The following is a 22637-nucleotide window of genomic DNA, read 5'->3' as shown; positions in this document are numbered from 1 at the left end:
GCCAAGTGACATCAGCCTTGGCGACGTTATTCAAGTCGTTGCTGGGGCCGCTACGGTTGTAGCGGCAGTTGTAGCCGTGACAACCGGTGCAACTGTCGCGGCACCTTTGATTGGGGTTTTAGGGCTTGCAGCTGCAGCTACCCAATTGGTTTCCAATCGGAATGGATACACCGTCGGCGATGTAGGCGCGGCTATTAAGAACCTCATCAGCCCCCTGCAAACCCAATTCGGCCAAGCCGAACAAACCATCAGCCCCCTGATCCTGGACCTCGACGGCCAGAACGGCGCGGAAACCCTTGGCAAATCCGCCGGCATTCACTTCGACCATGACGGCAACAAGTTTTCCGAGCTGACCGGTTGGGTGAGCAAGGGCGACGGCCTGCTGGTCTGGGACAGAAATGGCAACGGCCAGATCGACAACGGTACCGAACTGTTTGGCAACAACACGGTTCTCAACAGCGGCAGCAAAGCCGCCAACGGTTTTGTCGCACTGGCGGAACTCGATGCCAACAAGGACGGCAAAGTCAACGCTGACGATGGCGCCTTCGCCAGTCTGCGTGTATTCAAGGACGCGAACTCCAACGGTGTCGTCGATGCTGGTGAACTGCTCACGCTGACAGAAGCCGGCGTCAAAAGCCTGAACACCCGCTACACCGACTGCACCGACGAGGACATGACCGATGCCAACGACAACCTGCACCTGCAGGCCGGCAGCTTCACCACCCTAGACGGGCAAAGCCGTGCAATGGACGATGTCTGGTTTGCCGTGGATACCGCGCGCAGCATTGATACCGACCTGGTGGCCGTCAACAACACCATTGCCGCCCTGCCTGAGCTGGCTGGTTTTGGCAATGTGCACAGTCTGCACCAGGCCATGGCACGCGATGGCACTGGCAGGCTGCAGGCGCTTTTGCAGGGGTTCCTGAACTGCGGGGATGTGGCGGCGCGCCTCGATTTGCTGGATCAGCTTCTTTGGGCCTGGACGGGGGCCGATCAGCATGAGGCCGACAGCCGTGGTGTGTACATCGACGCGCGCAGGCTCTACACGGTCGAGGCTTTTGTGGGGCAAGGGTTTTTGCAGATGGAATACTCCACCGATCCTTACCTCAACGCGGCGGCGCTGCTAAATCAGGCTTATACCGGGTTCCGGCGGTCACTGTACGACCAGCTCATGGTCCAAGGCCAGTACAAGCCGCTGTACGAGAGCATTGCCTTGCGCTGGGATGCGGGTGCCCAGACGCTGGCGCTGGATGTGAGCGCTTTGGCCGCCATGCTGAGAACCTGGTATGACGCCAACCCGGCACAAGGCCAGGGCATGATCGCCGATTTTTCGGACACTCTTGAGGTCATGGGGGAGGCGAGCGCTAGGATTCGCGCCGATCTGCGGCAGTGCGGCGATGTTCATGGGCAGGGGTTTGATCTGTACCTGGCCACCATGGGCGGCAATCCGGTCGTCGGAACGATGGATGTGGATACCCTGAATGGCACTGCGGACGCCGACAATTTTTTTGCTGCAGGGCAAGGCGCCGATATTCTTTTTGGAGGCGCTGGCTCCGACACTTACCAATGGTCCAAGGGGGATGGCAGCGACACCATCAATGAAGCGGCTGATGAGGCGGGTACGAAAGACACCCTTCTCTTTCTGGATGTGAACGCCTCTGACGTGCGGCTCAGCCGCGATGCGGCCAGCATCAGCGGCAGCGCCGCACAAAACAGTGTCCTGACTGTCAACAGCACACTGGCCGACGCCGATGGGCTGGGCGCGCTGGGCTACCAGTGGCTGGCCGGCGGCGTGGCGATTGCCGGCGCTGTCGGCAAAACCTTTACCCTGGGCCAGGCCCAGGTCGGCCAGGCCATGAGTGTCAGAGTGAGCTACATCGACGGCTTTGGCACGGCCGAAGGCGTGCTCGGTGCGGCTACGGCCAAGGTTGTGAATGTCAACGATGTGCCCACCGGTATGGTGAGCATCAGCGGAACGGCGATGCAAAATCAGGTCCTGAGCGCATCCCACAGCCTGGCCGACGCGGACGGCCTGGGAACGGTCAGCTACCAGTGGCTGGCCAATGGCGCGGCGATCAGCGGGGCCACCGGCGCCACGCTCACCTTGGCCCAGGCCCAGGTGGGCAAGGCCATCAGCGTCAAGGCTTCTTACACCGATGGCTTTGGGAAGCTTGAGAGCCTGGCCAGCGCGGCCACGGCATCAGTGGCCAATGTCAATGACGCGCCCACGGGCGGGCTCAGCCTGCTGCGCAGCGGCGCGGCCGTGACGGCCGCCACCACGGTGCAGCAGGGAAACATCCTGTCGGTTGCCAGCACGCTGGCCGATGCCGACGGGCTGGGAAGCCTGAAGTACCAATGGCAAAGCGCGCTGAATGGCGGCGGCAGCTGGAGCGACATCGCGGGCGCCACGGCGGCCACGTTCACGCTCACGCCAGGGCTGGCCGGGCAGAACCTGCGCGTGGCCGTCAGTTATACCGATGGTGGCGGCACGCTTGAAAGTACGGTGAGTGCGGCCACCGCGGCGGTCAACCGCATGGTGGGCACCACTGGCGCCGATGCGCTGGCCGGCACGGTGGGTGCCGACCGGCTCGAGGGCCTGGCCGGCAATGACAGCTACACGGTGAATGACGCGGGTGATGTGGTGGTCGAAAACCTCAACGAAGGCCTGGACAGCGTCACGAGCTCCATCAGCTACACACTCACGGCCAATGTCGAGAACCTCACGCTGGCGGGAACTGCCGCCCTCAATGCCACGGGCAATGCCCTGGCCAACACGCTGACGGGCAATGGCGCGGCCAATGTGCTGGACGGCGGCCTGGGCAATGACATCATGGCCGGCGGTGCGGGCAATGACCGTTACCAGATGGACCGGGGCTACGGAAGCGACACCCTCCAGGAAAACGACGCCACGGCCGGCAACACCGACGTGCTGCAGTTCATGGCCGGCACCAGCGCGGACCAGCTGTGGTTCCGCAGGGCGAGCAACAACCTGGAGGTCAGCATCATAGGCACGGCCGACAAGGCCACGGTTCAAAACTGGTATCTGGGCAACGCCTACCATGTGGAGCAGATCAAGGCCGGCGACGGCAAGCTGCTGCTGGATACCCAGGTGGACAAGCTGGTCCAGGCCATGGCCGTTTTTACGCCGCCTGCCATGGGCCAGACCAGCTTGACGGCCGCGCAGCAGACCGCGCTGGCGCCCGTGCTGGCCGCCAGCTGGCACTGAGCTCAGCGCGCGGCCAGCGCCGCGCGGTTGGAGGCCAGGATGTTGCCTTTCTCAAGCCGGCCGCCTGCTTCTATGGCCTTGATCCAGGCATCGGTGGAGCCGGCCGCGGCAAAGCGCGAATGGAAGACGACGCTGAACACGCGGTGGATTTCTTCGGCGCTGGCGCTGCCGGCTTCATTGGCATAGGGCAGGGCGCCGGTGGCGTCGCTCAAAAACTCGACATGCAGGCCGCGGTGCGTGGCTTCAAAAATCGTCGAGGCGTCGCAGTTGTGCGTCATGTAGCCGATGACGGTCAGGGTGTCTATGCCGCGCTGCTCCAGCCAGGCGGCAAAGTCGGTGCCGGTGTAGACGCTGGGCCAGGCTTTTTCGATGTAGTGGTCGCGCGGGCGGCTGGCCACGGCCTCGTGCAGCGCCCAGGTGGCGGAGCCCTTGGCAAAGACCGGCGCCGCGGGGGATTCGCTGTGCTGCACCACGACGACCGGAATGCCGGCCGCGCGGGCGGCGTCCATGGCGCGCGCGATATTGGGCAATGTCTGCGCCACGGGTGGGTGTTCGATCAGCAGGCCGCCGTTGAAGTACTCCATCTGCACGTCAATGACAACGAGGGCGCGGCGTGGGGCTTTGGGGGTGTTGCTTGCGGTCATGAAAAGTTTCCTGTGTTGAAAGCGGTGGGTGATGCAGGGATTGTTGGCCGGCATCCGTTTTGTCGACAGTGGCCCAAATGCCAATACTCGATAGAATCGGGCCATGTCACCGCGTACCCTGAAACCAAGCCGAAAAGCCGCCAAACCTGCCAGGCCCGCAAAACAGGACGGCAGTGTGGCCGTGGTCGCGTTTGACGGCATCAGCCCTTTTCACCTGTCGGTGCCCTGCATGGTGTTCGGCAACGATTTTTCGGGGGCCGACCTGCCGCGCTTCAAGCTGGTGGTCTGCGCCGAAAAGCCGGGCACCTTGCGTACCACCTCGGGCTTCGGCATCAGCGTGCAAAAAGGCCTGGCTGCGCTCGCAAAGGCGCAGACCATTGTGGTGCCGTCATGGCGCGACGCGATGGAGCGCCCGCCCGAGGCCTTGCTCAAGGCTTTGCAGGCCGCGCATCAACGCGGCGCGCGCATTGTGGGCCTGTGCCTGGGCGCGTTTGTGCTGGCCGAGGCCGGCCTGCTCGACGGCCGGCCGGCGACCACGCACTGGGCGCTGGCCGGTGAATTCGCCGCGCGCTACCCGCAGGTGCGGCTGCAGCCCGATGTGCTCTATGTGGATGACGGCGAGGTGCTGACCTCGGCCGGCACGGCGGCGGGCATAGACTGCTGCCTGCATGTGCTGCGCCTGGACTACGGTGCCGAGGTGGCCAACCGCGTGGCACGCCGCATGGTGGTGGCGCCGCAGCGCCAGGGCGGGCAGGCGCAGTATGTGGAGCAGCCCCTGCCGGCCACGGGCGCGGGCCACCGGCTGTCGGCCATCCTGGCCTGGGTGCAGAAAAACCTGGACCAGCCGCACAGCCTGGACGCGCTGGCGTCGCGCGCGCTGATGAGCCGGCGCAGCTTCACGCGCCATTTCCGGCAGGTCACGGGCACCACGGTGGGCCAGTGGCTCACCAGCCAGCGCCTGGGCCTGGCGCAGCGCCAGCTTGAATCGACAGACCGCTCCATGGAGCAGATCGCGCTCGACGCGGGTTTTGGCTCGGCGGTGTCGCTGCGCCAGCATTTCGCGGCAACGCTGGGGACTTCGCCGTCGGCCTACCGGCGCGAGTTCCGCTCGGCCTGATCTGTAGGCGCGGGCGACGCCGCGGTGTCGGCCTTGGCGGCCAGGGTTTCCCGGCAAATATCGCCAGGCGCGAATACCGGCCTCTTTTGCGCGCCTAATGGGTAGCGATGGTGGCGGGTTCCCGCCGCCGCGGACATACAGGCTCCTTTTGCGGAGCCAATCCCCAAGGCATAAGACACCCTATGGTCAGGCTTGAATTTTCCGCCGTGCTGGATTACGAGGTGATGGCGCCGGGTTGCGATTTCATCTTCAACATCCAGGCCGCCTACACACCCCGGCAGCTGGTGATGCATGAATCGCTGGGCCTGAGCCAGCCGGTGGCCACCAGCAGCTACACCGACCCTGCCACGCAAAGCCGCTTTCTGCGCCTGCACGCCGAACCCGGCCACTTCACGCTGAGTTATACGGCGGTGGTGGACCTGGTCCACTACGAGGCGCAGCCGGGCTCGCTGCCCGAGCTGAGCCCGCTGGCCCTGCCCGGCGAGGTGCTGCCTTATTTGTATCCCAGCCGTTATTGCCAGTCGGACCGCCTGCTGACCCTGGCCAACAGCCAGTTCGGCCACCTGCCGCTGGGCTACGGCCGGGCGCGGGCGATCTGCGACTGGGTGCAGCAGCATGTGAGCTTCCAGGGCAATACCAGCAACAGCACGACCTCGGCCATAGACACCCTGATAGAGCGGGTGGGTGTGTGCCGCGATTTCGCGCACCTGATGATCGCGCTGTGCCGCGCGGCCAGCCTGCCGGCGCGCATGGCCAGCGGCATGGACTACGGCGCCGACCCCGCGCTGGGCCCGCCGGATTTCCATGCCTATGTCGAGGTCTACCTGGGCGACCGCTGGTACCTCTTCGACCCCTCGGGCACGGCGATTCCGATGGGGTTTGTGCGTTTCGCCACCGGGCGGGACGCGGCCGACATCGCCTTTGCCACGATTTTCGGCAGCGTGCGCGCGGCGCAGCCGCAGGTGCACATTGAGGCCGTGCCCAACAGCCTGGGCCTGCTGGTGCTGCCCCAGCATGTGAACTACGCGCTGTCGACGGACGGGCCGTGATTGCCTAAGTAGGCCGGCCAGTAAAAAAGCGCGCAGGGCCTGCGCGCTTTTTTGTGGGTGGTGTGCCGTTCAGGCCTGCTGCGATGCCGCCTTGGCGGCATTGCGGCGGCGCTCCAGAAAGGCCTGCAGCTCGCCGATCACGCCCTTGCGGAAGGCCAGCACGCAGAGTACAAAGATCACGCCGATGATGACGGTGACCCAGGAACCGACCTTGTCGGCCAGCAGATTTTGCAGCGCGATCACGATGCCCGAGCCCATGACCGGGCCGAAGAAGGTGCCGACGCCGCCCAGCAGGGTCATCAGGATGACTTCGCCGGACATGGACCAGTGCACGTCGGACAGCGTGGCAAAACCCATGACCAGGGTTTTCATCGAGCCGGCCAAGCCGGCCAGCGCGGCCGACAGCACAAAGGCCAGCAGCTTGTAGCGATCCACGTTGTAGCCCAGCGAGATGGCGCGCGGCTCGTTCTCGCGGATCATCTTGAGCACCTGGCCGAAAGGCGAATGCACGATGCGCGAGATGAACAGGAAGCAGGCCACAAAAATCGCCACCACCACGTAATACAGGGTGATGTCGGATTCGAGCGGCAACAGCCCGAAGAGCTTGCCGCGCGGCACGCCCTGCAGGCCGTCTTCACCGCCGGTAAAACTCGCCTGCAGGCAGACGAAGTAAACCATCTGCGCAATCGCCAGCGTGATCATGGCGAAATAAATGCCCTGGCGGCGTATGGCCACCAGGCCGACCAGCAGGCCTATCAGCCCGGCCGCCACCGCGCCGGCCAGCAGGGCCAGCTCGGGCGTCCAGTTCTGCGACTTGATGAACCAGCCGGTGACATAAGCGGCCGAACCGAAGAAGGCCGCATGGCCGAAAGACAGCAGGCCGGTAAAACCCAGCAGCAGGTTGAAGGCGCAGGCGAACAGCGCGAAGCACAGCAGCTTCATCACAAACACCGGGTACAGGCCCAGGAAAGGCGCGGCCAGCGCAAACGCCAGCAGGACGAGGTAGGTGATGCGCAGCATGTTGGCGGCTTTGGTGGAAAGGGCGCTCATGCTCAAACCTCTTTTCCGAAGAGGCCGGCGGGCCGGAACATGAGAACAATCACCATGATGACAAACACCACGATGTTGGAGGCTTCAGGGTAAAACACGCGGGTCAGGCCTTCGACGATGCCCAGGCCCAGGCCGGTGATGACCGAGCCCAGTATGGAGCCCATGCCGCCGATGACGACGACGGCAAAGACCACGATGATCAGGTTGGAGCCCATGAGCGGGTTGACCTGGATGATGGGCGCGGCCAGCACGCCGGCCAGAGCCGCCAGCCCGGCGCCCGCGCCGTAGGTCAGCATGACCATCATGGGCACGTTGACGCCAAAGGCCTGCACCAGCGGCGCGTTTTCGGTGCCGGCGCGCAGGTAGGCGCCCAGCCGGGTGCGCTCGATCAGGAACCAGGTGCCCAGGCAGACCACCAGCGAAACCACCACCACCCAGGCGCGGTAAATCGGCAGGCGCATAAAGCCCAGGTCCATGGCGCCGGCCAGGAGGTCGGGCACGTTGTAGTTCTGGCCCGAGACGCCGTAGATTTCACGGAACACGCCCTCGAACACCAGGGCCAGGCCGAAGGTCAGCAGCAGGCCGTAAAGCGGGTCCAGTTTGTAGAGGTGCTTGAGGAAAAGCCGTTCGATGACCACGCCGAGGGTGCCGACCACCAGCGGCGCCAGCACCAGCGCGAACCAGTAATTCATGCCGAACTGGTCCAGCATGATCCAGGCGGCGAAGGCGCCCAGCATGTAAAGCGCGCCGTGCGCGAAGTTGACGATGCCCAGCAGCCCGAAAATCACCGCGAGCCCCAGGCTCAGCATGGCGTAGAAGGCGCCATTGACCAGGCCCAGCATCAGCTGGCCCATAAATGCTTGCAGGGGAATACCGAAAATTTCCATGGGAACCTGTCAGGACACCGATTGCCGTTAGTCGTGGCGAAAGCCGTAGGGGCTTTGAAGGAAGCAGCCGGTCATTTCTGCGAAATGACCGGCTGGACCAAACCCCTCGTTCTTCTCCGTTTTCTCTTTTCTTGTCAGTTCAAGGCTTGCGCCATTACTTCTTCACGGCTGCGCACTTGGATTCGGCCACCGTGGTGAAGGCCTGCTCGCCCGGCACCTTGGCCACGGTCTTGTAGTAGTCCCATGGCGTGGTGGACTCTTTGGAACCCTTGACCTGGAACAGGTACATGTCGTGGATCATGCGGCCGTCGGCGCGGATCTGGCCCTTGTTGTAGAAGTCGTCGATCTTCATGTCCTTGAGCGTGCTCATGACCTTGTCGGAGTCGGTGGTGCCGGCGGCCTGCACGGCTTTCAGGTAGCTCATGGTGGCCGAGTAGTCGGCAGCCTGCAGGCTCGAAGGCATGCGTTTGTATTTGTCGAAGAAGCGCTTGGCGAACTTGCGCGAGGCGTCATCCTGGTTCCAGTACCAGCTGTCGGCCAGCTGCAGGCCTTCGGTGTTGGCCAGGCCCAGGGAGTGCACATCGTTGATGAACACCAGCAGGCCGGCCACCTTCATGGTCTTGCCGATGCCGAATTCCTTGGCGGCCTTCATGGCGTTGGTGAAGTCGCCGCCGGCATTGGCCAGGGCCAGGATCTGCGCCTTGGAAGACTGCGCCTGCAGCAGGAAGGACGAAAAGTCGGAAGCGTTCAGCGGGTGGCGCACGGTGCCGGCGACGGTGCCGCCGTTGGCCTTGACCACGTTGGAGGCGTCGCCTTCGAGCGAGTAGCCGAAGGCATAGTCGGCGGTCAGGAAGTACCAGCTCTTGTTGCCGGCCTTGACCAGGGCGGAGCCGGCCACCTTGGCCAGCGAGACCGTGTCGTAGGCGTAGTGGACGGTGTAGGGCGAGCAGTCCTCATTGGTCAGGCGGGCCGAGCCGGCGCCTATGACGATGAAGGGCTTTTTCTTTTCGGTGGTGACCTTGGACATGGCCAGCGCCGTGCCGGAATTGGTGCCGCCAATCAGCATCTGCAGGCCGTCCTTGTCTATCCACTCACGCGCCTTGGACGAGGCGACGTCGGCCTTGTTCTGGTGGTCGGCGCTCAGCACCTCGATGGGGCGGTTCAGCACCTTGCCGCCGAAATCCTGCGCCGCCCACCTGAGCATTTCCGCGCCGGCGGGGCCGTCGATGTCGGCATACAGGCTGGACATGTCGGTGATGATGCCGATCTTGATCGGGCCGGTGTTCTGCGCAAAGGCGGCGCCGGTCAGGCCCAGGGCGAGCGCGGCAGCAAGTGTTTTGAGTTTCATGGTGTCTCCTGGTATGGATGGGGTGAACGGGGGAATCAAAAATTGGAAATGGACGGCCGCCGGCCTCAGACGCCGAGGTATTCCTGCAGCATGCCCATGTTGCCGGCCAGCTCGGCCTGGGCAAACTGCTTGACGATGCGGCCGTGCTCCATGACGTAGAAGCGGTCGGCCAGGGGCGCTGCAAAGCGGAAGTTCTGCTCCACCAGCACGATGGTGTAGCCCTTGGCCTTGAGCGTGAGGATCATCTCGGCGAGTTTTTGTACGATGACGGGCGCCAGGCCTTCGGAGATTTCATCAAGCAGCAAGAGGCGCGCGCCGGTGCGCAGGATGCGCGCCACGGCCAGCATCTGCTGCTCGCCACCCGACAGCCGCGTGCCAGGGCTGGCGGCGCGCTCCTTGAGGTTGGGGAACATCGCATAGATCTCGTCCAGGCTCATGCCGCCCGGGCCTATGGTGGGCGGCAGCATCAGGTTTTCCTCGGCCGTGAGGCTGGCGAAAATACCGCGCTCTTCGGGGCAGTAGCCCACGCCCAGCCGGGCCACCTTGTGTGGCGCGAGCTTGATGGCTTCCTCGCCGTTGATCTTGATGGAACCCTTGCGCGCGCCGGTCATGCCGACGATGGCGCGCATGGTGGTGGTGCGGCCGGCGCCGTTGCGGCCCAGCAGGGTCACCACTTCGCCTTCGTTGACCGTGAGGTTCACGCCGTGCAGGATGTGCGATTCGCCGTACCAGGCGTGCAGGTCTTCAATCTTGAGGAGCTCTTTGGTCATCTAGTGGGCTCCCTGCAACTCGGTGTTGGCGGTGCCCATATAGGCTTCAATCACCAGCGGGTTTTTGGCTACTTCGGCATAAGGGCCGTCGGCGATGATGGCGCCGCGCTGCAGCACGGTGATGCGGTCGGCAATCGATGACACCACGTTCATGTTGTGCTCCACCATCAGGATGGTGCGGCCGGCCGAGACTTTTTTGATCAGCTGCGTCACGCGGTCCACGTCCTCGTGGCCCATGCCCTGGGTAGGTTCGTCCAGCAGCATCAGCTCGGGCTCCAGCGCCAGCGTGGTGGCGAGTTCCAGCGCGCGCTTGCGGCCGTAGGGCAGGTTCACCGTGAGCTCGTCGGCGAAAGCGCTGAGGTCGACCTCGGCCAGCAGCTCGCGGGCGCGGCCGTGCAGGTGGAACAAGCTGTCCTCGGCCTTCCAGAAATGGAAGGAGGTGCCCAGGTTGCGCTGCAGCGCCGCGCGCACGTTTTCCAGCACCGTCATGTGCGGGAACACGGCCGAGATCTGGAAGGAGCGCACGATGCCGCGCCGCGCGGTCTGTGCGGGTTGCTCGAAGGTGATGTCGCTGCCGTTGTAGACGATGCTGCCGCGCGTAGGCGTGAGGAACTTGGTGAGCAGGTTGAAGAAGGTGGTCTTGCCGGCGCCGTTGGGCCCGATCAGCGCGTGGATGTGCCCACGCTGGACCTTGAGGTCCACGTTGTTGACGGCCACGAATCCCTTGAATTCCTTGGTCAGCCCTCGTGTTTCGAGAATGAACTCCACGGACAAATCGCTCTCCGGCAGGTAAGGGGTTGGACATCACGGGGCGCCAGGGCGGCCGCGGCGGGTATGCAGCCGCGGACATAGGCCCGTGAAACACAGCTGGTCATCCTAGCCATCCCCTCCCGCAGGCGGTACCCGGTCAGACCCTTAGGTAGTTTTGCGTGATCTAAAGCCCCCACGCTTTTCACTTCGCCTTCGGCTTCGCGTAATGCGCGAGGCCTTGCAGGCCGCGGCTCGCGAGACGCTTCGCCTCTGTCGCCTGTCCAAAGCTGCTCAAGCAGCTTTAGAGCCGCAGGCTCCAGCCCCTCGGGGGCGCTGCGCCTGCGGCCCGGCGAAGCCGGTTCCGCGGCCCCTGCTTGGGGAAGAGTGCCGCATCCCGGTAAAAACTGTTGCCGCCACTGGCCTTTTGCCTTTTTATTGCTCGCGGTTTCGGTTGGGGTTTCCTTCACCGCGTTGGCCGCGCGGATTGGCGGCGTCGGCCTGGTGGACGGCTTTGTCGGCCGCCGCGTCTCTGGCCTGGGCGGCTTCGCGCTGCGCCTGTTGTTGCTGCAATTGCTGTTGCCGCCGCTGTTGCTGTTCCTGGGCTTGAGCCTGGTGCTGGCGTTGCTGCTCCTGCTGGGCACGTAGCTGTTGTTGCTGTTGTTGCTGTTGCAGGTGCTGCTGCTGTTGCAGATGTTGTTGCTGTTGCTGCCTTTGCGCCGCCTGCTGCTGGCGCGTGTTTTCCTGGTCGCGCTGGGCTTGCTCGCGCAGTGCGCGCTGGCCAATGGCTTCTTCACCCGAGCGGCGCTGCTGTTCCAGCTGGGGGGCTTGCAGCTTTTCCCTTTGTTCCCGCTGTTCCCTTTGCTGGCGCTGCTGGTCGCGCTGGGCTTGCTGCTGGTTGCGCTGGGCCTGTTCGGCGGCATGGCGCTCGGCCTCGGCGCGGGCTTGCGCGCCGGCATTGGCTGCCTGGGCGCGTTCCTGCGCCTCGTTGCGGGCCCGCGCGTCGCGCTGGGCCTGCTCGCGCAGTGCGCGCTGGCCTATGGGCTCTTCACCCGAGCGGCGCTGCTGCTCCAGCTGCGGGGCCTGCAGCTGTTCCTTCTGCTCTCGTTGCTGGCGTTGCAGTTCGCGCTGCGCGTGCTGGCTGGCTTCGGGGGTGCTGCGTTCCGGTGCGGGCGCGGGACGTGCGGCTCCCACGGTGACTGGCGCGGCGGGGCCGGCGCGCCGTTCATCGCGGTTGCTGTCATCGCGGCGGCCGTCACGGCCATCACGGCGCTCGTCACGCCTGTCGTCTCGGCTGCTGACGACGGGCACGGGCCGTGCGGCCACTGCCGGTGGCGGCAAGGCGGCAGCGGCCACGGGGCGCTGCCGTTCGCGAAGCTCCGCCGGATTCGGGCGTTGCGGCAGCGCGCCGCGGTCGGCCACAAGCTGCGCGCGGCCCAGGTCGGCGCGGCTCAGCGCCTGCTGCACGCGCACCGGCCGGCCGCGCTCGAAGTCCTCGCGGCTGACGGCCGTCACGGCGGCGGGTTGGCGCTGGTAGCGGTACACATTGGTCACGTTATTGGTCACGTTGACGGTCTTGTTGACCACGATGTTGTTGTTCACCTGCGTGACGTAGCGCGGGCTCACGCGGTAGGCCGGACGGAAGGCCTCGCCGGGTGCCAGCGGGAACCAGCCCACGCCGGGGCGCGCCGCGCCGCCTATCGAGATGTTCCAGCTCACGCCACCGCTGCTGCCGCCCACAAAGGCGACCAGCGCGGGCGCGTACACCGGCCGCGGCGCAAGCCGTCCCGGCACCCAGGCCCAGCGCGGGCCTATCTGTGCCCAGCGGCCGTAGTGAAAGGGCGCGAAGCCCCAGGGCGCGTCGTCCACCCAGGTCCAGCCCCAGGGTGAAACCCAGGCCCAGTGGCCCATGCGGTAGGGCGCCCAGTTGACGGGCACGGCGCGCGGTATCCAGATGGCGCCGTAGCTCGGGTCCTGGCTCCAGCTGCCGTAGCTGTCGAGCTGCTGGTAGCCCACGGTCTCGCGCGGCACATAACGCGCGGACACCGACTGGTCCTCGAGCCGGTCGCGGTTCGCGGCCCACAGGTCGAAGTCGTCCTGGCGCGAGGCGCCCGGCCCGGCCGGCACCAGCTGCGTGCCGCTGAAGTTGGCCTGCTGGCCGGCACCCAGGTTGACCGAGGCCGAGTTGTCGCCGTAAATCACGCCGCCGCCCGTTTGCGCGATGACGCGCGTGGTGTTGCCGGCCGGGTCCACGTCGAGGCGGTAGTCGCCGGGCTGCGAGACCACAAAAGCCAGGTTGGGTGTGTCGATTTCCAGGCGCTGGCCGTCAAACAGCTGGCGCACGCGCAGCTTGAGCGTGCCCTGGGCCAGGCGCAGCTGGGTGCTGTTGTCGTCCAGCGCGAGCAGGTCCAGGCTGGTCTGGCCGTTCATGCGCACGGCGGTGGAGCCGGCATGGAGTTCGGCGCGGGCCTGCGGGCCCGTCCACAGCCTGTCGCCGGCGGTCAGCGGGCGGTTCAAGCTGGCGGCAGTCCATGCGTCATTGGCGTCACCGGGTGCGAAGCTCACGGGGCCTTCAGCCAGGTTGAGCCGGGCCACGCGGCCGGGCGGGTCTATCGCGTCAGCCTGCGGTGCGGGTTGCTGGGCCCAGGCTATGGGCTGCAGCAGCGCCAGCACAAAGGCGACCGCCAGCAGCACAAGGTACCAATAGAGGTCTGAGAAACGAAAGCCCCGGAATTCTTGGCCGGGGTCGTCGCGAAATGGTTCGGTGTCGGTGCGGGTCATGGTGCACGCTCTCTTCCTGTCGTTGGGGCCTCATCGATGTGACCGTTGATGAGGCCGGATGAAGCTAGTGGCTCAGGCTGTGGCCCTATGAGGACCACCATACCCATGACAACGCGCCCGACGATGGATGGAGTGCTAACAAGCGGTAAAGATTGCGCCATTCGCGGGGGCGATGAAACAGGATGTAAGGCACGGGCACCGAAACACACCTAAACGATGTGCGACGATGTCGCCCATGCAAGATTTCTGGCCCTCCAGCGGCTTCAAACAATTGCGCCGCAGCCCGCGCGGCTGGCTGCAGCCCACCGACGACTACCTGCGGCTGTTCCTGGCGCGGCCCGAACTGGCCCTGGTGCCGGAGTCCTGCGAAGCCGAGCGTGCCCTGCATGCCGCGCTGGCGGCTGCGCCCTCAAGGCCGGTGGCGCCAGCCGAACTGCAGGCGCTGCAGGACGCGGACGCGCGGGACAACTATGCGCATTTCCTGCGCTTTCGCGACGGCCTGCTGGCCGCGGGCACGCTGGAGGCCTATTACCTGGGCCTGTTTCCGCGCGATGGCACGGGCCGCGTGGACATACCGCCGCTCTTTATCGACCTGATGGTGCAGGCCATGCTGCGCAGCCTGCTGGACGATTGCACCGATGCCTATGAAGTGCGTGCGGCCGAAATGCTGTTTCGCCCGCAGCGCATCAGCACCGAAGGCGGGCGCGTGCTCAGCGGCGACCTGGCGGTGTTGGACATGCTCCATGAAACCGGCGGCGTGGGTGACTTCGGCCGCTTCCTGGCCGAGGCCGGCGCGCCTGTGCCTGCCATCGAGCTGCGGGTATTGGCTGAGGACAATGCGGCCGCTTATTGGCAGGAAACCGAAGAGGCCGAAAGGGCGGGCGGCCACCGTTTTTTGCTGGACCTCACGCATGAGATCAACAACGAGCTGGGCCACGGCCTGGTGCTGACCGTGGTGCGCGCGCACTCGGGCCTGAAAGCGCTGGCCGCCGTGCTGCAGAAATGGATAGCCCATTTGCTGGGCGTGGCCGTCACCATTCGGCCAGTGCAAAAGGTGGACGACGAAGCCTGGCGCTGGCATGTGGGCCTGGACGCCGGGGCCACGGCCTTGCTCAATGATTTGTATGAAGGCCGCGAGGTGGAGCCGGCGCGCCTGCAGCGGCTGGTCAGCCTGTTCCGGCTGGAGTTTGCCGACCCGCGCGAGATGCGCGCCGACGTGGCGGGCAAGCCGGTCTACCTGGGAATGACGATGGACGCTGGCGGCGTGCTCAGGCTCAAGCCGCAAAACCTGCTGGTCAACCTGCCGCTGCCGGACGCGGCTTCCTGATCGCGTGCTGGGGTAAGAGCCGTTCAGAAAATCCAGCGAAGCGGTCCTGGCTAGGCGCGTCGCCGCAGACAGTGCACCAGCACGGCAAGGCGGCGCAACAACGCCAGGAGGGTTTTGTGAACGGCTCTCAGTCGCTGCCCTCCACCTCCACCACCAATACGCGGGCCTCGCCCACCGGCGAGGCGACATGCTCGGTGCCTGCGCTCGCGAAAAAGATGTCGCCGGTTTCCAGCATCACCGAGCATTGGCCGCAGTTGTCGCGGTAGCGCATCTCGACGCGGCCGTCGAGCACCGCAAACACTTCCTCGCCTTCGTTGATGTGCCACTTGTAGGGTTTGTCGGTCCAGTGCAGCCGGGTGGTGATGCCCTGCATATTGGCCACCGTCATCGCGCCCCAGGCGCGTGTCGCGGTGAAATCCTTGCTTCGAATGATCTTCATGTGGGTCTCCAACAGGTGAGCGCGTGGCGCAATGAAAGCCACGCCATGCTACGTCGCGGGGCCGCCGCAAACATGAATTCTTCGGTGTGGATTGATTCCGTATCCGCATCACTGACATGAGCGGCCGAGGGCTAAGATGACCGCATGAAAACCGTATTGCTGCCCGGCGGCGAAGCCGTTCCCGCCCTCGGCATGGGCACCTGGAACATGGGCGATGCGCGCTCGCGGCGCGCTGATGAACTTGCGACCTTGCGGCTGGGCCTGGACCTGGGCTGCACGCTGATCGATACCGCGGAAATGTATGGCGAAGGCCTGTCCGAGGAACTGGTCGGCGAAGCGCTGCAAGGCCGGCGCGACGAGGCCTTTGTCGTGAGCAAGGTCTATCCGCACAATGCGTCGAAGGCCGGCATGGTGGCGGCCTGCGAGCGCAGCCTGCGCCGCTTGCGCACCGACCGCATAGACCTTTATTTGCTGCACTGGCGCGGATCGGTCCCGCTGGCCGAAACCCTGCAGTCCTTCATGGCGCTGCAAAAGGCGGGCAAGATCAGGCACCACGGTATCAGCAACCTGGACATCGCCGATATGAAAGAACTGTGGGCCTTGCCCGGCGGCAAGGACGTGCAGGCCAACCAGCTGCTCTACAACCTCACGCGGCGCGGCATCGAGTGGGACTTGCTGCCCTGGCTGCGCGAGCGCCGCGTGCCGGTGATGGCCTATTCACCGATTGAGCAGGCGCGCCTCTTGCGCCATGCGGGCCTGGCCCGCTTCGCCAAAAACCACGGCATGCTGCCCTCCCAGGCTGCGCTGGCCTGGCTGCTGGCGCAGCAGGGCGTGATCGCGATCCCCAAAACCGGCCACCCGGACCGCTTGCGCGAGAACGTCGCGGCGGCGCAGATTCAGCTCAGCGGCGAACAACTGGACGAGTTGGATGAACTGTTCAAGCCGCCGTCCAACGCTAGCCCGCTGGAGATGATCTAGACGGGGGATGGCTGCATGAGGAGACGTTCCGCCAGGTCCATGCATTCATCGAAGGAACGGGTGTAATCGATGCGGTCGATCTGCTTGAACTCTTCTTCGCTGATCTCACGGTATTGTTTCAGTCGCGCCAGAAAAGCTGCCGAGTGACGGGCCAGGAACGGCCGGGCAGCATCCAGTGCGCCCGGCTCCAGGTCTGCAACCGCGCAGAGGTCGAAAAGGTCGCGCGCCTTGGCCTGGTCGCCCCGGTGCCACATCTTCTTGGCGACAATTTCAGCGCACGTCTCCACGCGTATGGGCCGGCCGTCAAAATCCACGACCTCCCAGGGTTCGTCGGTGAGCGGTGTGCCAACCACGATGTCGATCTCTCCGATCGGCAGCATCAACCTCGTGTACTCGGCCGCCTCTTGGTACTCCGTGGTCAATGCTTCGGCCACGTCAGTTAGCCGGGGTGAGAAATGTCCCAGGTACTGAGGGTCCGGCACAAACAGGTCTACGTCTTTGCTCTGGCGATGGTTCAGCCGCAGCATCAGAACAGTGCCTCCGCCAAAACTCCAGGTCGGCTTGCGCACCACGGTTGCAAGGTGATCTGTCAGCGTCAGCGCGGCTGTGAAGAGGTCGCGCCAGATTCCTGGGCGATCGAACTGGACAGGATTCATTGCCAGACAGGCCGCGTACAAGCCACTGCCGCGGCCAGTTGGCGCATCTTCTGCCAAGTCGCCTTGCGCGGTACATCGTTCTCGGCTTCGATCTGCGCCGCAGCGGCCGACAACACACTCAACGACGCCTCGTCAAGGAGGGCGCGCAGTTGCGCGATGTGCTTGGGCGGAACCACGCCGGTGAGCAGGGCGTGGCGAAGCGTGGCTGCCGAAATCCGATCGCCATAGCTGATGCTTCCAGACAGTGCCGCTGTTTCCAGCGCGTCGGCGGTATCGCGCCCGGACTTGCCTCTGCGGACACCTGTCATGCCCAGGCCAAAGCCCAGCGCATTCGCCAGACGCTCGGCGCGGGTGAGGCTCAGGTTCGTGAGCTTGCCCGTCTCGAGCTCGTTGATCGTGGCGCGCGACAGCCCTGCCAGCTCGGCGAGGCGTTCCTGGCTGAGGCCCATGTCGGAACGCTGGCGCTTCACAACGTTTGACAGTTCATGGAGGATGGCCATGTTGCAAGTTTACCGAGGCGTTCAATAATGTCAAATATATTAGTCATTCTATTGTTTAATATATCAATCTTAAGGATGCTGAATATATTGAATAAGACACACGGTCGCCACTGCGTCCGACACCCGTCCCTCGACGCGTCCGGCAATCGCGTCTGCCGGGCGTTGCTGCATGTTTGCGCCATCGCCGATGGAGACGCCGGCCCCCGCGGATCACGGCTCGGCCAAGCTGCGTCGCCATGTTGTATAGACAGGGCGGTGAATAAAATCGAGGGCTAAACCGGCTGCATGCAAGGCATCTTTTCCGGTCGCCTTATGCTTGCAAGCCCCATCTGGAGACCTTCCCCCATGCTTCGCAAAATCCTGTCCTTTCTTGCCCTCGCGTTGGTGCTCTGTGCCGCGCAGGCCCAGAGTTATCCCACCAAGCCCATCCGCCTGATCGTGCCTTTCCCGCCCGGCGGCGGCACCGACATCCTGTCGCGCCTGGTGGCCACCAAACTCACGGAGGCCAGCAAGTGGACGGTGATCCCCGACAACCGCGGCGGCGCGGGCGGCACCATAGGCATCGCCGAAGCCGTGCGCGCCGCGCCCACGGGCTACGACATGGTCATGGGCCAGAAGGACAACCTGGTCGTCGCGCCCTGGCTCTACAAAAACCTGAGCTACGACCCGACCAGGGACCTGGTGGCCGTGGCCCACGTGGCCTACACGCCGGTGGTCATCGTCACGGGCGTGCAGTCGCGCTTCAAGACCCTGGCCGACGTGGTGGCCGCCGCCAAGGCCGCGCCCGACAGCGTCACCTACGGCTCGCCCGGCAACGGCACCACCATCCACCTGGCCGGCGAAATCTTCAACGGCGCCGCCAATATCAAGCTGCGCCACGTGCCCTACAAGGGCTCCAATCCGGCCATGATGGACGTGCTGGCCGGCAATGTGGACCTGATGGTGTCCTCGCTGCCCTCGGCCATCGCGCATATCAAGTCGGGCAAGCTGCGCCCGCTGGCCGTCACTTCGGCGCGCCGCAGCACCTCGCTGCCCGAAGTGCCCACCGTGGCCGAGCTGGGCTACAAGGACTTTGACGTCAGCACCTGGTACGGCCTGTTCATGCCGGCCGGTACGCCCAAGGACATCGTGGCCACCGTCAATGCCGAGGTCAACAAGCTGCTGGCCACGGCCGACATGAAGGCCGCCATCCACGCCCAGGGCGCGGAGGTGCAGAACATGACGCCCGAGCAGTTCTCCAGCCTGCTCAAGACCGACTACGTGAAATGGAAGAGCATCGTGCAGGCTTCCGGCGCGACCATCGAATAAGCCGCGGTCCAAGGCTCTCCGCGCAAAGCGGCGTCCGTAAGGGCGCCGCTTTTTTTTTCGGGCAGGCTCCAATCGCTACGTGAAAACCCTAGGAGGCGAAAGCCAAGGCGCATGACATGATCTAGTCATCTATAGGACTAGATCAATCATGAGCGCACCCCTCCTGACCGTGGTGCCCGCCGAGCCGGGCCAAAGCCGCTATGCCGCGCTCGCCGCCGCCTTGCGGGCGCGCGTGGTGGCGGGCGAATGGCCTCCGGGCAGTGCGCTGCCGGCCGAGCAGACCCTGGCCGCCGAGCACGGCGTGGCGCTGGGCACGCTGCGCCGCGCGCTGGAACTGCTGGCCAGCCAGGGCTTGATTGAACGCATTCATGGCCGCGGCACTTTTGTGCGCGCCGGCTTGACGGGCGGCACCATGATGCGTTTCTTTCGCTTCGGCGAGGGCACGGGCGAGGTGCCGGCCTCGCGCATCGTGTCGCGCCAGCTGCTGCTCGCGCCCGCCGAGGTGGCACGCCGCCTGGGCTTGGCGCCTGGCGACACCGCGCTGCGAGTACAACGTGTGCGCTCGCTCTCGGGCCAACCCTGTGTTTACGAGGAAATTTGGCTGCCGCTGGCCTTGTTCGCCGGGCTCGCCGAGGGCGATACCGCTGCCTGGGGCGATTTGCTCTACCCGATGTTTGCCGAGCGCTGCGGCGTGCATGTGGCCCGTGCGGTCGATGAAATTGCCTTCGGCGTACTGACCATGGCGCAGGCCAGGCACCTGGCCCTGTCGGCCGGCCACCCCTGCGCGCGGGTAACGCGCAGCGCCTACGACCTGGCCGGCCGCTGCGTGGAAGTGCGCCACACGCGCGGCGACGCCCATGCCTTTCACTACACCGTCACCATCACCTGAACACCTGCTTGCACGTCCTTGCACGTCTTTGAACCATCCCTGAAACCGGAGAAACCATGCCAGCCAAACCCCATCACCCCGCAACCGCGGCCCGGCCGCTGAACCGCTCGCGCCGCCTGATGCTGCAGGCCACCGGCGCGGCCGTCGCCGCGCCCTGGGCTTTTGCCGCCAGTGCGGCCGGCCAGATCGCCGGCGGCAAGCCGATCACGCTGGTGGTGTCTTATGCCGCGGGCGGCGGGGCCGACCTGATGGCGCGCCTGATCGCGCCGCGCCTGGCGGAGTTCCTGGGCCAGCCCGTGCTGGTGGACAACAAGCCCGGCGCCGGCGGCCAGATCGCCGCGACCCAGGTGGCGCGCGCCACGCCCGACGGCACGCAGCTGCTGGTCGACGCCTCGTCCTTCGCGGTCAATCCCGCGCTCTATCCCAAGCTGCCTTACGACGTCGACACGGCGTTTGCACCGCTGGCCGTGCTGGCGCAGTTTCCCAACGTGCTGGTCTGCACGCCCGGCTTTGAAGCCAAAAGCGTCAAGGACCTGATCCGCATGGCCAAGGCCAGGCCTGGGCAGATCGCCTATGCCTCCTCGGGCAACGGCTCGGCCCAGCACCTGGCCGGCGCGCTGTTCGAGGACCTGGCCGGCGTCAAGCTGGTGCACGTGCCTTACCGCGGCGGCGGCCCGGCCATGAACGACGTGATGGCCGGCCAGGTGCCGCTGTTCTTCGCCAACGTGGCCTCCTCGCTGGGGCAAATCCAGTCGGGCCGGCTGCGCCCGCTGGCGGTCACCAGCCGGCGCCGCACGCGCTCGCTGCCCGACATGCCGACCATGGAAGAAGCCGGCGTGCCAGCCTACGAGGTGCTCGAGTGGAACCCGGTGCTGGCGCCCGCCGGCATAGACGCCAAGTCCAGGGCCGCCCTGGTCGCGGCCATCCGCAAGACCATGGCCGACCCCGAGGTGCTGGGCCGCATCCGCAGCCTGAGCGGCGAAGTCTTCCCCGAAGGCCCCGAAGCGCTGACCGTGGCCTTTCTCAAGGCCCAGCAGCTCAAGTGGGGCCGCATCATCAAAGACCGCAAGATCACCGCAGGCTAGAGCCTTGGCCGTGCGAAATGCAGTGACAGCCCCGGTGGCGCCCGGCTGGGACAGCCATGTCCATGTGTTCGATGCGCAAGCGCCCGTGGCCGTGGGCCACTACCGCCCCGCGCACCGGCCGCTGGCCGACATTGAGCAACTGGCCCATGCCTACGGCTTCGGCCACCTGGTGCTGGTGCAGCCCAGCGTCTATGGCACCGACAACAGCGTGCTGCTCGATGCGCTGCGCGCCGGCCGGGGCCGGCACCGCGGCGTGGTGGTGCTGCCGCCCTCGGTGGACGACGCGGCGCTGGCCGACATGCATGCGCTGGGCGTGCGCGGGGTGCGTTTTAACCTGGTGTCACCCGTCGGCGACAGCCTGAAGGCGGCGCAGGGCGGCGCAACGGAGCGTTTCCAGGCCCTGGCGCCGCGCCTGCGCGCCCTGGGCTGGCATGTGCAGTGGTATGCCTCGCCCGAGGACCTGCCGGCAATCGCGGCCCTGCATGCCGCCAACCCGGTGCCCGCGGTGCTGGACCATCTCGCGGGCATGCACGCGGGGATAGCGCCCGGCCACCCGGCCTGGCGCGCGCTGGAGCAGCTCACGGCCCAGGACGCCTGGGTCAAGCTTTCGGGCTGGTACCGCCTGGGCGCGCAGGCGCCGTATGAGGCGCTTTATGACGTGATCCGCAGGATGGCGGCGCTGTTCGGCCGGCGCCTGGTCTGGGGCTCCGACTGGCCGCATACCGCCTTCGCGCCCGATGCGCTGCCGGCCTATGCCAGTACCTGGGAGCCCGTGTCGCGCGCGCTGACGGCGGTCCAGAAGCAATGCACCCGGGAGCTGGCGCCGGCCGCCCTGTACGGCTGACCGCCCCCTGAAGCGGCCCGGAGCCCGGAGTGGCTTAAAATCACGGGCTACGCCATTTTTAACCGGAGTTCTCCATGCCCAAGAAAATCAGAGTCGAAGCCGACATCTGCGCCCCAAAGCCAGTCCCTCCCAAGGGCTACACCATCACCACCGGCCGCGGCCAGAAGATCAGCCTGGAGCGCGGTTCGCACACCCGCAGCAAAAAGAACCCTGGCAAGCGCCCTCACCAGGGTTGAGTCGGTTTTGCTGATGCGGCCTCGCTGACTGCAGGCCGCATCCAAAAAAAGCGCCCCTCAGGGCGCTTTTTTTACGCCCACGCCTTACTCAGGCCTGGGTCTGCATGAAGCCCTTCATGCGCTCGCCCAGCGCCGGCGGAAATGCGCAGTACTTGCGCAGTTGTGTGTTCATGTGAACGCCCAGCAGGGTCGTCACCGCGGCGAGTTCGCCGTCTCCCTCGCCGCCGTCCGCGCTGCGCATTTCGTGGCGAAAGCGGATTTTCTTGTCGTGCAGCTCAAGAATCTCCGAGTACACCGTCACCACATCCCCGGCCTTGAGTTCCCGTTTGTATTCGATGTGCTGGTCCACCGCCGCCATGCCGCGCCCCTGCTCGCGCAGGTAGCCGGGGGTGATGCCTATTTGGTGAAACAGGTTCCAGGTCGCTTCGTCGAATTTTCCGACGTACCACATCACATTCATGTGGCCCACATGGTCGCAATGCCAGGGGTAGACCGTGCCGCGGTAAGTGAGGTGCCGTGTGCTCATGCAGGTGCTCCTTCCAGGTGGCAGCTTCGCTGATGCTTGAAAGTTTAGCGAATCACGGCCCAAGGCGCGGGCGTGAATCTCAATCGATGGGCATCAGTCGATGCAGCGCAGCCCGGCCTTGGCCAGCGGCTCGCGCATGGCGTACATGTCCGGGCCCAGCATTGGCCGGTATTCATTGAAATCAATCCATGGCTCCCGTACCTCATGTGACTTAACTCATTGAGCTCGCT

General features: G+C 65.4%; 21 protein-coding genes. 10 read left to right on the top strand and 11 right to left on the bottom strand.

Features of this window, described 5'->3' with window-relative positions; translation table 11 throughout:
* The first annotated feature begins 145 nt into the window (after positions 1 to 145).
* The gene (locus AC1DUN_RS03205) at positions 146 to 3226 is read left to right on the top strand and encodes a calcium-binding protein (RefSeq protein ID WP_477712688.1); all 3081 of its coding nucleotides are present in this window, start codon (positions 146 to 148) and stop codon (positions 3224 to 3226) included.
* Between the two features lie 2 nt (positions 3227 to 3228).
* Here AC1DUN_RS03205 and AC1DUN_RS03200 read toward each other — a convergent pair whose 3' ends face one another.
* The gene (locus AC1DUN_RS03200) at positions 3229 to 3870 is read right to left on the bottom strand and encodes a cysteine hydrolase family protein (RefSeq protein WP_477712687.1); all 642 of its coding nucleotides are present in this window, start codon (positions 3868 to 3870) and stop codon (positions 3229 to 3231) included.
* A gap of 103 nt (positions 3871 to 3973) precedes the next feature.
* Between AC1DUN_RS03200 and AC1DUN_RS03195 the strand changes: the two genes are divergently transcribed.
* Together AC1DUN_RS03195 and AC1DUN_RS03190 are read left to right on the top strand one after the other, a co-directional pair.
* Positions 3974 to 4987 (top strand): GlxA family transcriptional regulator, encoded by a 1014-nt coding sequence (locus tag AC1DUN_RS03195; protein WP_477712686.1) that lies wholly within the window; start codon positions 3974 to 3976, stop codon positions 4985 to 4987.
* Between the two features lie 182 nt (positions 4988 to 5169).
* Complete coding sequence (locus tag AC1DUN_RS03190; protein WP_477712685.1) at positions 5170 to 6036, top strand: transglutaminase-like domain-containing protein; 867 nt, start codon at positions 5170 to 5172, stop codon at positions 6034 to 6036.
* Between the two features lie 69 nt (positions 6037 to 6105).
* Here AC1DUN_RS03190 and AC1DUN_RS03185 read toward each other — a convergent pair whose 3' ends face one another.
* The 6 genes from AC1DUN_RS03185 to AC1DUN_RS03160 form a co-directional block, all read right to left on the bottom strand.
* Positions 6106 to 7086, bottom strand: coding sequence for a branched-chain amino acid ABC transporter permease (locus tag AC1DUN_RS03185; protein WP_477712684.1), 981 nt, complete (start codon positions 7084 to 7086; stop codon positions 6106 to 6108).
* Positions 7087 to 7088: 2 nt separating this feature from the next.
* On the bottom strand, positions 7089 to 7973 hold the full coding sequence (locus tag AC1DUN_RS03180) for a branched-chain amino acid ABC transporter permease (protein WP_477712683.1): 885 nt from the start codon (positions 7971 to 7973) through the stop codon (positions 7089 to 7091).
* 154 nt (positions 7974 to 8127) lie between these two features.
* Positions 8128 to 9321: an ABC transporter substrate-binding protein gene (locus tag AC1DUN_RS03175; RefSeq protein WP_477712682.1), complete on the bottom strand. Its 1194-nt coding sequence runs from the start codon at positions 9319 to 9321 to the stop codon at positions 8128 to 8130.
* Between the two features lie 65 nt (positions 9322 to 9386).
* Positions 9387 to 10091 carry an ABC transporter ATP-binding protein gene (locus AC1DUN_RS03170; RefSeq protein WP_074575887.1) on the bottom strand — a complete coding sequence of 235 codons (705 nt, stop codon included), beginning with the start codon at positions 10089 to 10091 and terminating at the stop codon, positions 9387 to 9389.
* The gene (locus AC1DUN_RS03165) at positions 10092 to 10865 is read right to left on the bottom strand and encodes an ABC transporter ATP-binding protein (RefSeq protein WP_074575888.1); all 774 of its coding nucleotides are present in this window, start codon (positions 10863 to 10865) and stop codon (positions 10092 to 10094) included.
* A gap of 408 nt (positions 10866 to 11273) precedes the next feature.
* The gene (locus AC1DUN_RS03160; RefSeq protein WP_477712681.1) at positions 11274 to 13619 is read right to left on the bottom strand and encodes a DUF6600 domain-containing protein; all 2346 of its coding nucleotides are present in this window, start codon (positions 13617 to 13619) and stop codon (positions 11274 to 11276) included.
* Between the two features lie 235 nt (positions 13620 to 13854).
* On the opposite strand from AC1DUN_RS03160, the gene AC1DUN_RS03155 reads away from it, so the two are divergent.
* The gene (locus tag AC1DUN_RS03155) at positions 13855 to 14946 is read left to right on the top strand and encodes a DUF6352 family protein (RefSeq protein ID WP_477712680.1); all 1092 of its coding nucleotides are present in this window, start codon (positions 13855 to 13857) and stop codon (positions 14944 to 14946) included.
* A gap of 127 nt (positions 14947 to 15073) precedes the next feature.
* On the opposite strand, the gene AC1DUN_RS03150 is transcribed toward AC1DUN_RS03155, so the two are convergent.
* Positions 15074 to 15385 (bottom strand): cupin domain-containing protein, encoded by a 312-nt coding sequence (locus AC1DUN_RS03150; protein WP_074575890.1) that lies wholly within the window; start codon positions 15383 to 15385, stop codon positions 15074 to 15076.
* Between the two features lie 144 nt (positions 15386 to 15529).
* On the opposite strand from AC1DUN_RS03150, the gene AC1DUN_RS03145 reads away from it, so the two are divergent.
* A complete protein-coding gene (locus AC1DUN_RS03145) occupies positions 15530 to 16363 on the top strand; it encodes an aldo/keto reductase (protein WP_477712679.1) in 834 nt (277 codons plus the stop codon).
* Here the strand turns inward: AC1DUN_RS03145 and AC1DUN_RS03140 are convergent.
* On the bottom strand, positions 16360 to 17019 hold the full coding sequence (locus AC1DUN_RS03140; protein WP_477712678.1) for a nucleotidyl transferase AbiEii/AbiGii toxin family protein: 660 nt from the start codon (positions 17017 to 17019) through the stop codon (positions 16360 to 16362). The genes AC1DUN_RS03145 and AC1DUN_RS03140 overlap by 4 nt on opposite strands.
* Positions 17016 to 17519 carry a helix-turn-helix transcriptional regulator gene (locus tag AC1DUN_RS03135; RefSeq protein ID WP_477712677.1) on the bottom strand — a complete coding sequence of 168 codons (504 nt, stop codon included), beginning with the start codon at positions 17517 to 17519 and terminating at the stop codon, positions 17016 to 17018. The genes AC1DUN_RS03140 and AC1DUN_RS03135 overlap by 4 nt, the downstream gene beginning before the upstream one ends.
* 345 nt (positions 17520 to 17864) lie before the next feature.
* Between AC1DUN_RS03135 and AC1DUN_RS03130 the strand changes: the two genes are divergently transcribed.
* The 5 genes from AC1DUN_RS03130 to AC1DUN_RS03110 all read left to right on the top strand — a co-directional run bounded on the left by AC1DUN_RS03130 (position 17865) and on the right by AC1DUN_RS03110 (position 21881).
* Positions 17865 to 18827 (top strand): tripartite tricarboxylate transporter substrate binding protein, encoded by a 963-nt coding sequence (locus AC1DUN_RS03130; RefSeq protein ID WP_477712676.1) that lies wholly within the window; start codon positions 17865 to 17867, stop codon positions 18825 to 18827.
* Between the two features lie 148 nt (positions 18828 to 18975).
* Positions 18976 to 19716, top strand: a complete 741-nt coding sequence (locus AC1DUN_RS03125) for a GntR family transcriptional regulator (RefSeq protein WP_477712675.1) — start codon at positions 18976 to 18978, stop codon at positions 19714 to 19716.
* 56 nt (positions 19717 to 19772) lie between these two features.
* Positions 19773 to 20801, top strand: coding sequence for a tripartite tricarboxylate transporter substrate binding protein (locus AC1DUN_RS03120; protein ID WP_477712674.1), 1029 nt, complete (start codon positions 19773 to 19775; stop codon positions 20799 to 20801).
* A 10-nt stretch (positions 20802 to 20811) separates the two neighbouring features.
* Entirely contained in the window at positions 20812 to 21645 is an 834-nt protein-coding gene (locus AC1DUN_RS03115) for an amidohydrolase family protein (RefSeq protein ID WP_477712673.1), read from the top strand.
* Positions 21646 to 21719: 74 nt separating this feature from the next.
* Positions 21720 to 21881, top strand: coding sequence for a hypothetical protein (locus AC1DUN_RS03110; RefSeq protein WP_007863796.1), 162 nt, complete (start codon positions 21720 to 21722; stop codon positions 21879 to 21881).
* Positions 21882 to 21969: 88 nt separating this feature from the next.
* On the opposite strand, the gene AC1DUN_RS03105 is transcribed toward AC1DUN_RS03110, so the two are convergent.
* Entirely contained in the window at positions 21970 to 22407 is a 438-nt protein-coding gene (locus AC1DUN_RS03105) for an acyl-CoA thioesterase (protein ID WP_477712672.1), read from the bottom strand.
* Between the last annotated feature and the right edge of the window lie 230 nt (positions 22408 to 22637).

The organism is Polaromonas sp. P4_F6, assembly GCF_056401275.1.
This window is presented reverse-complemented; position numbering and strand designations above follow the sequence as displayed.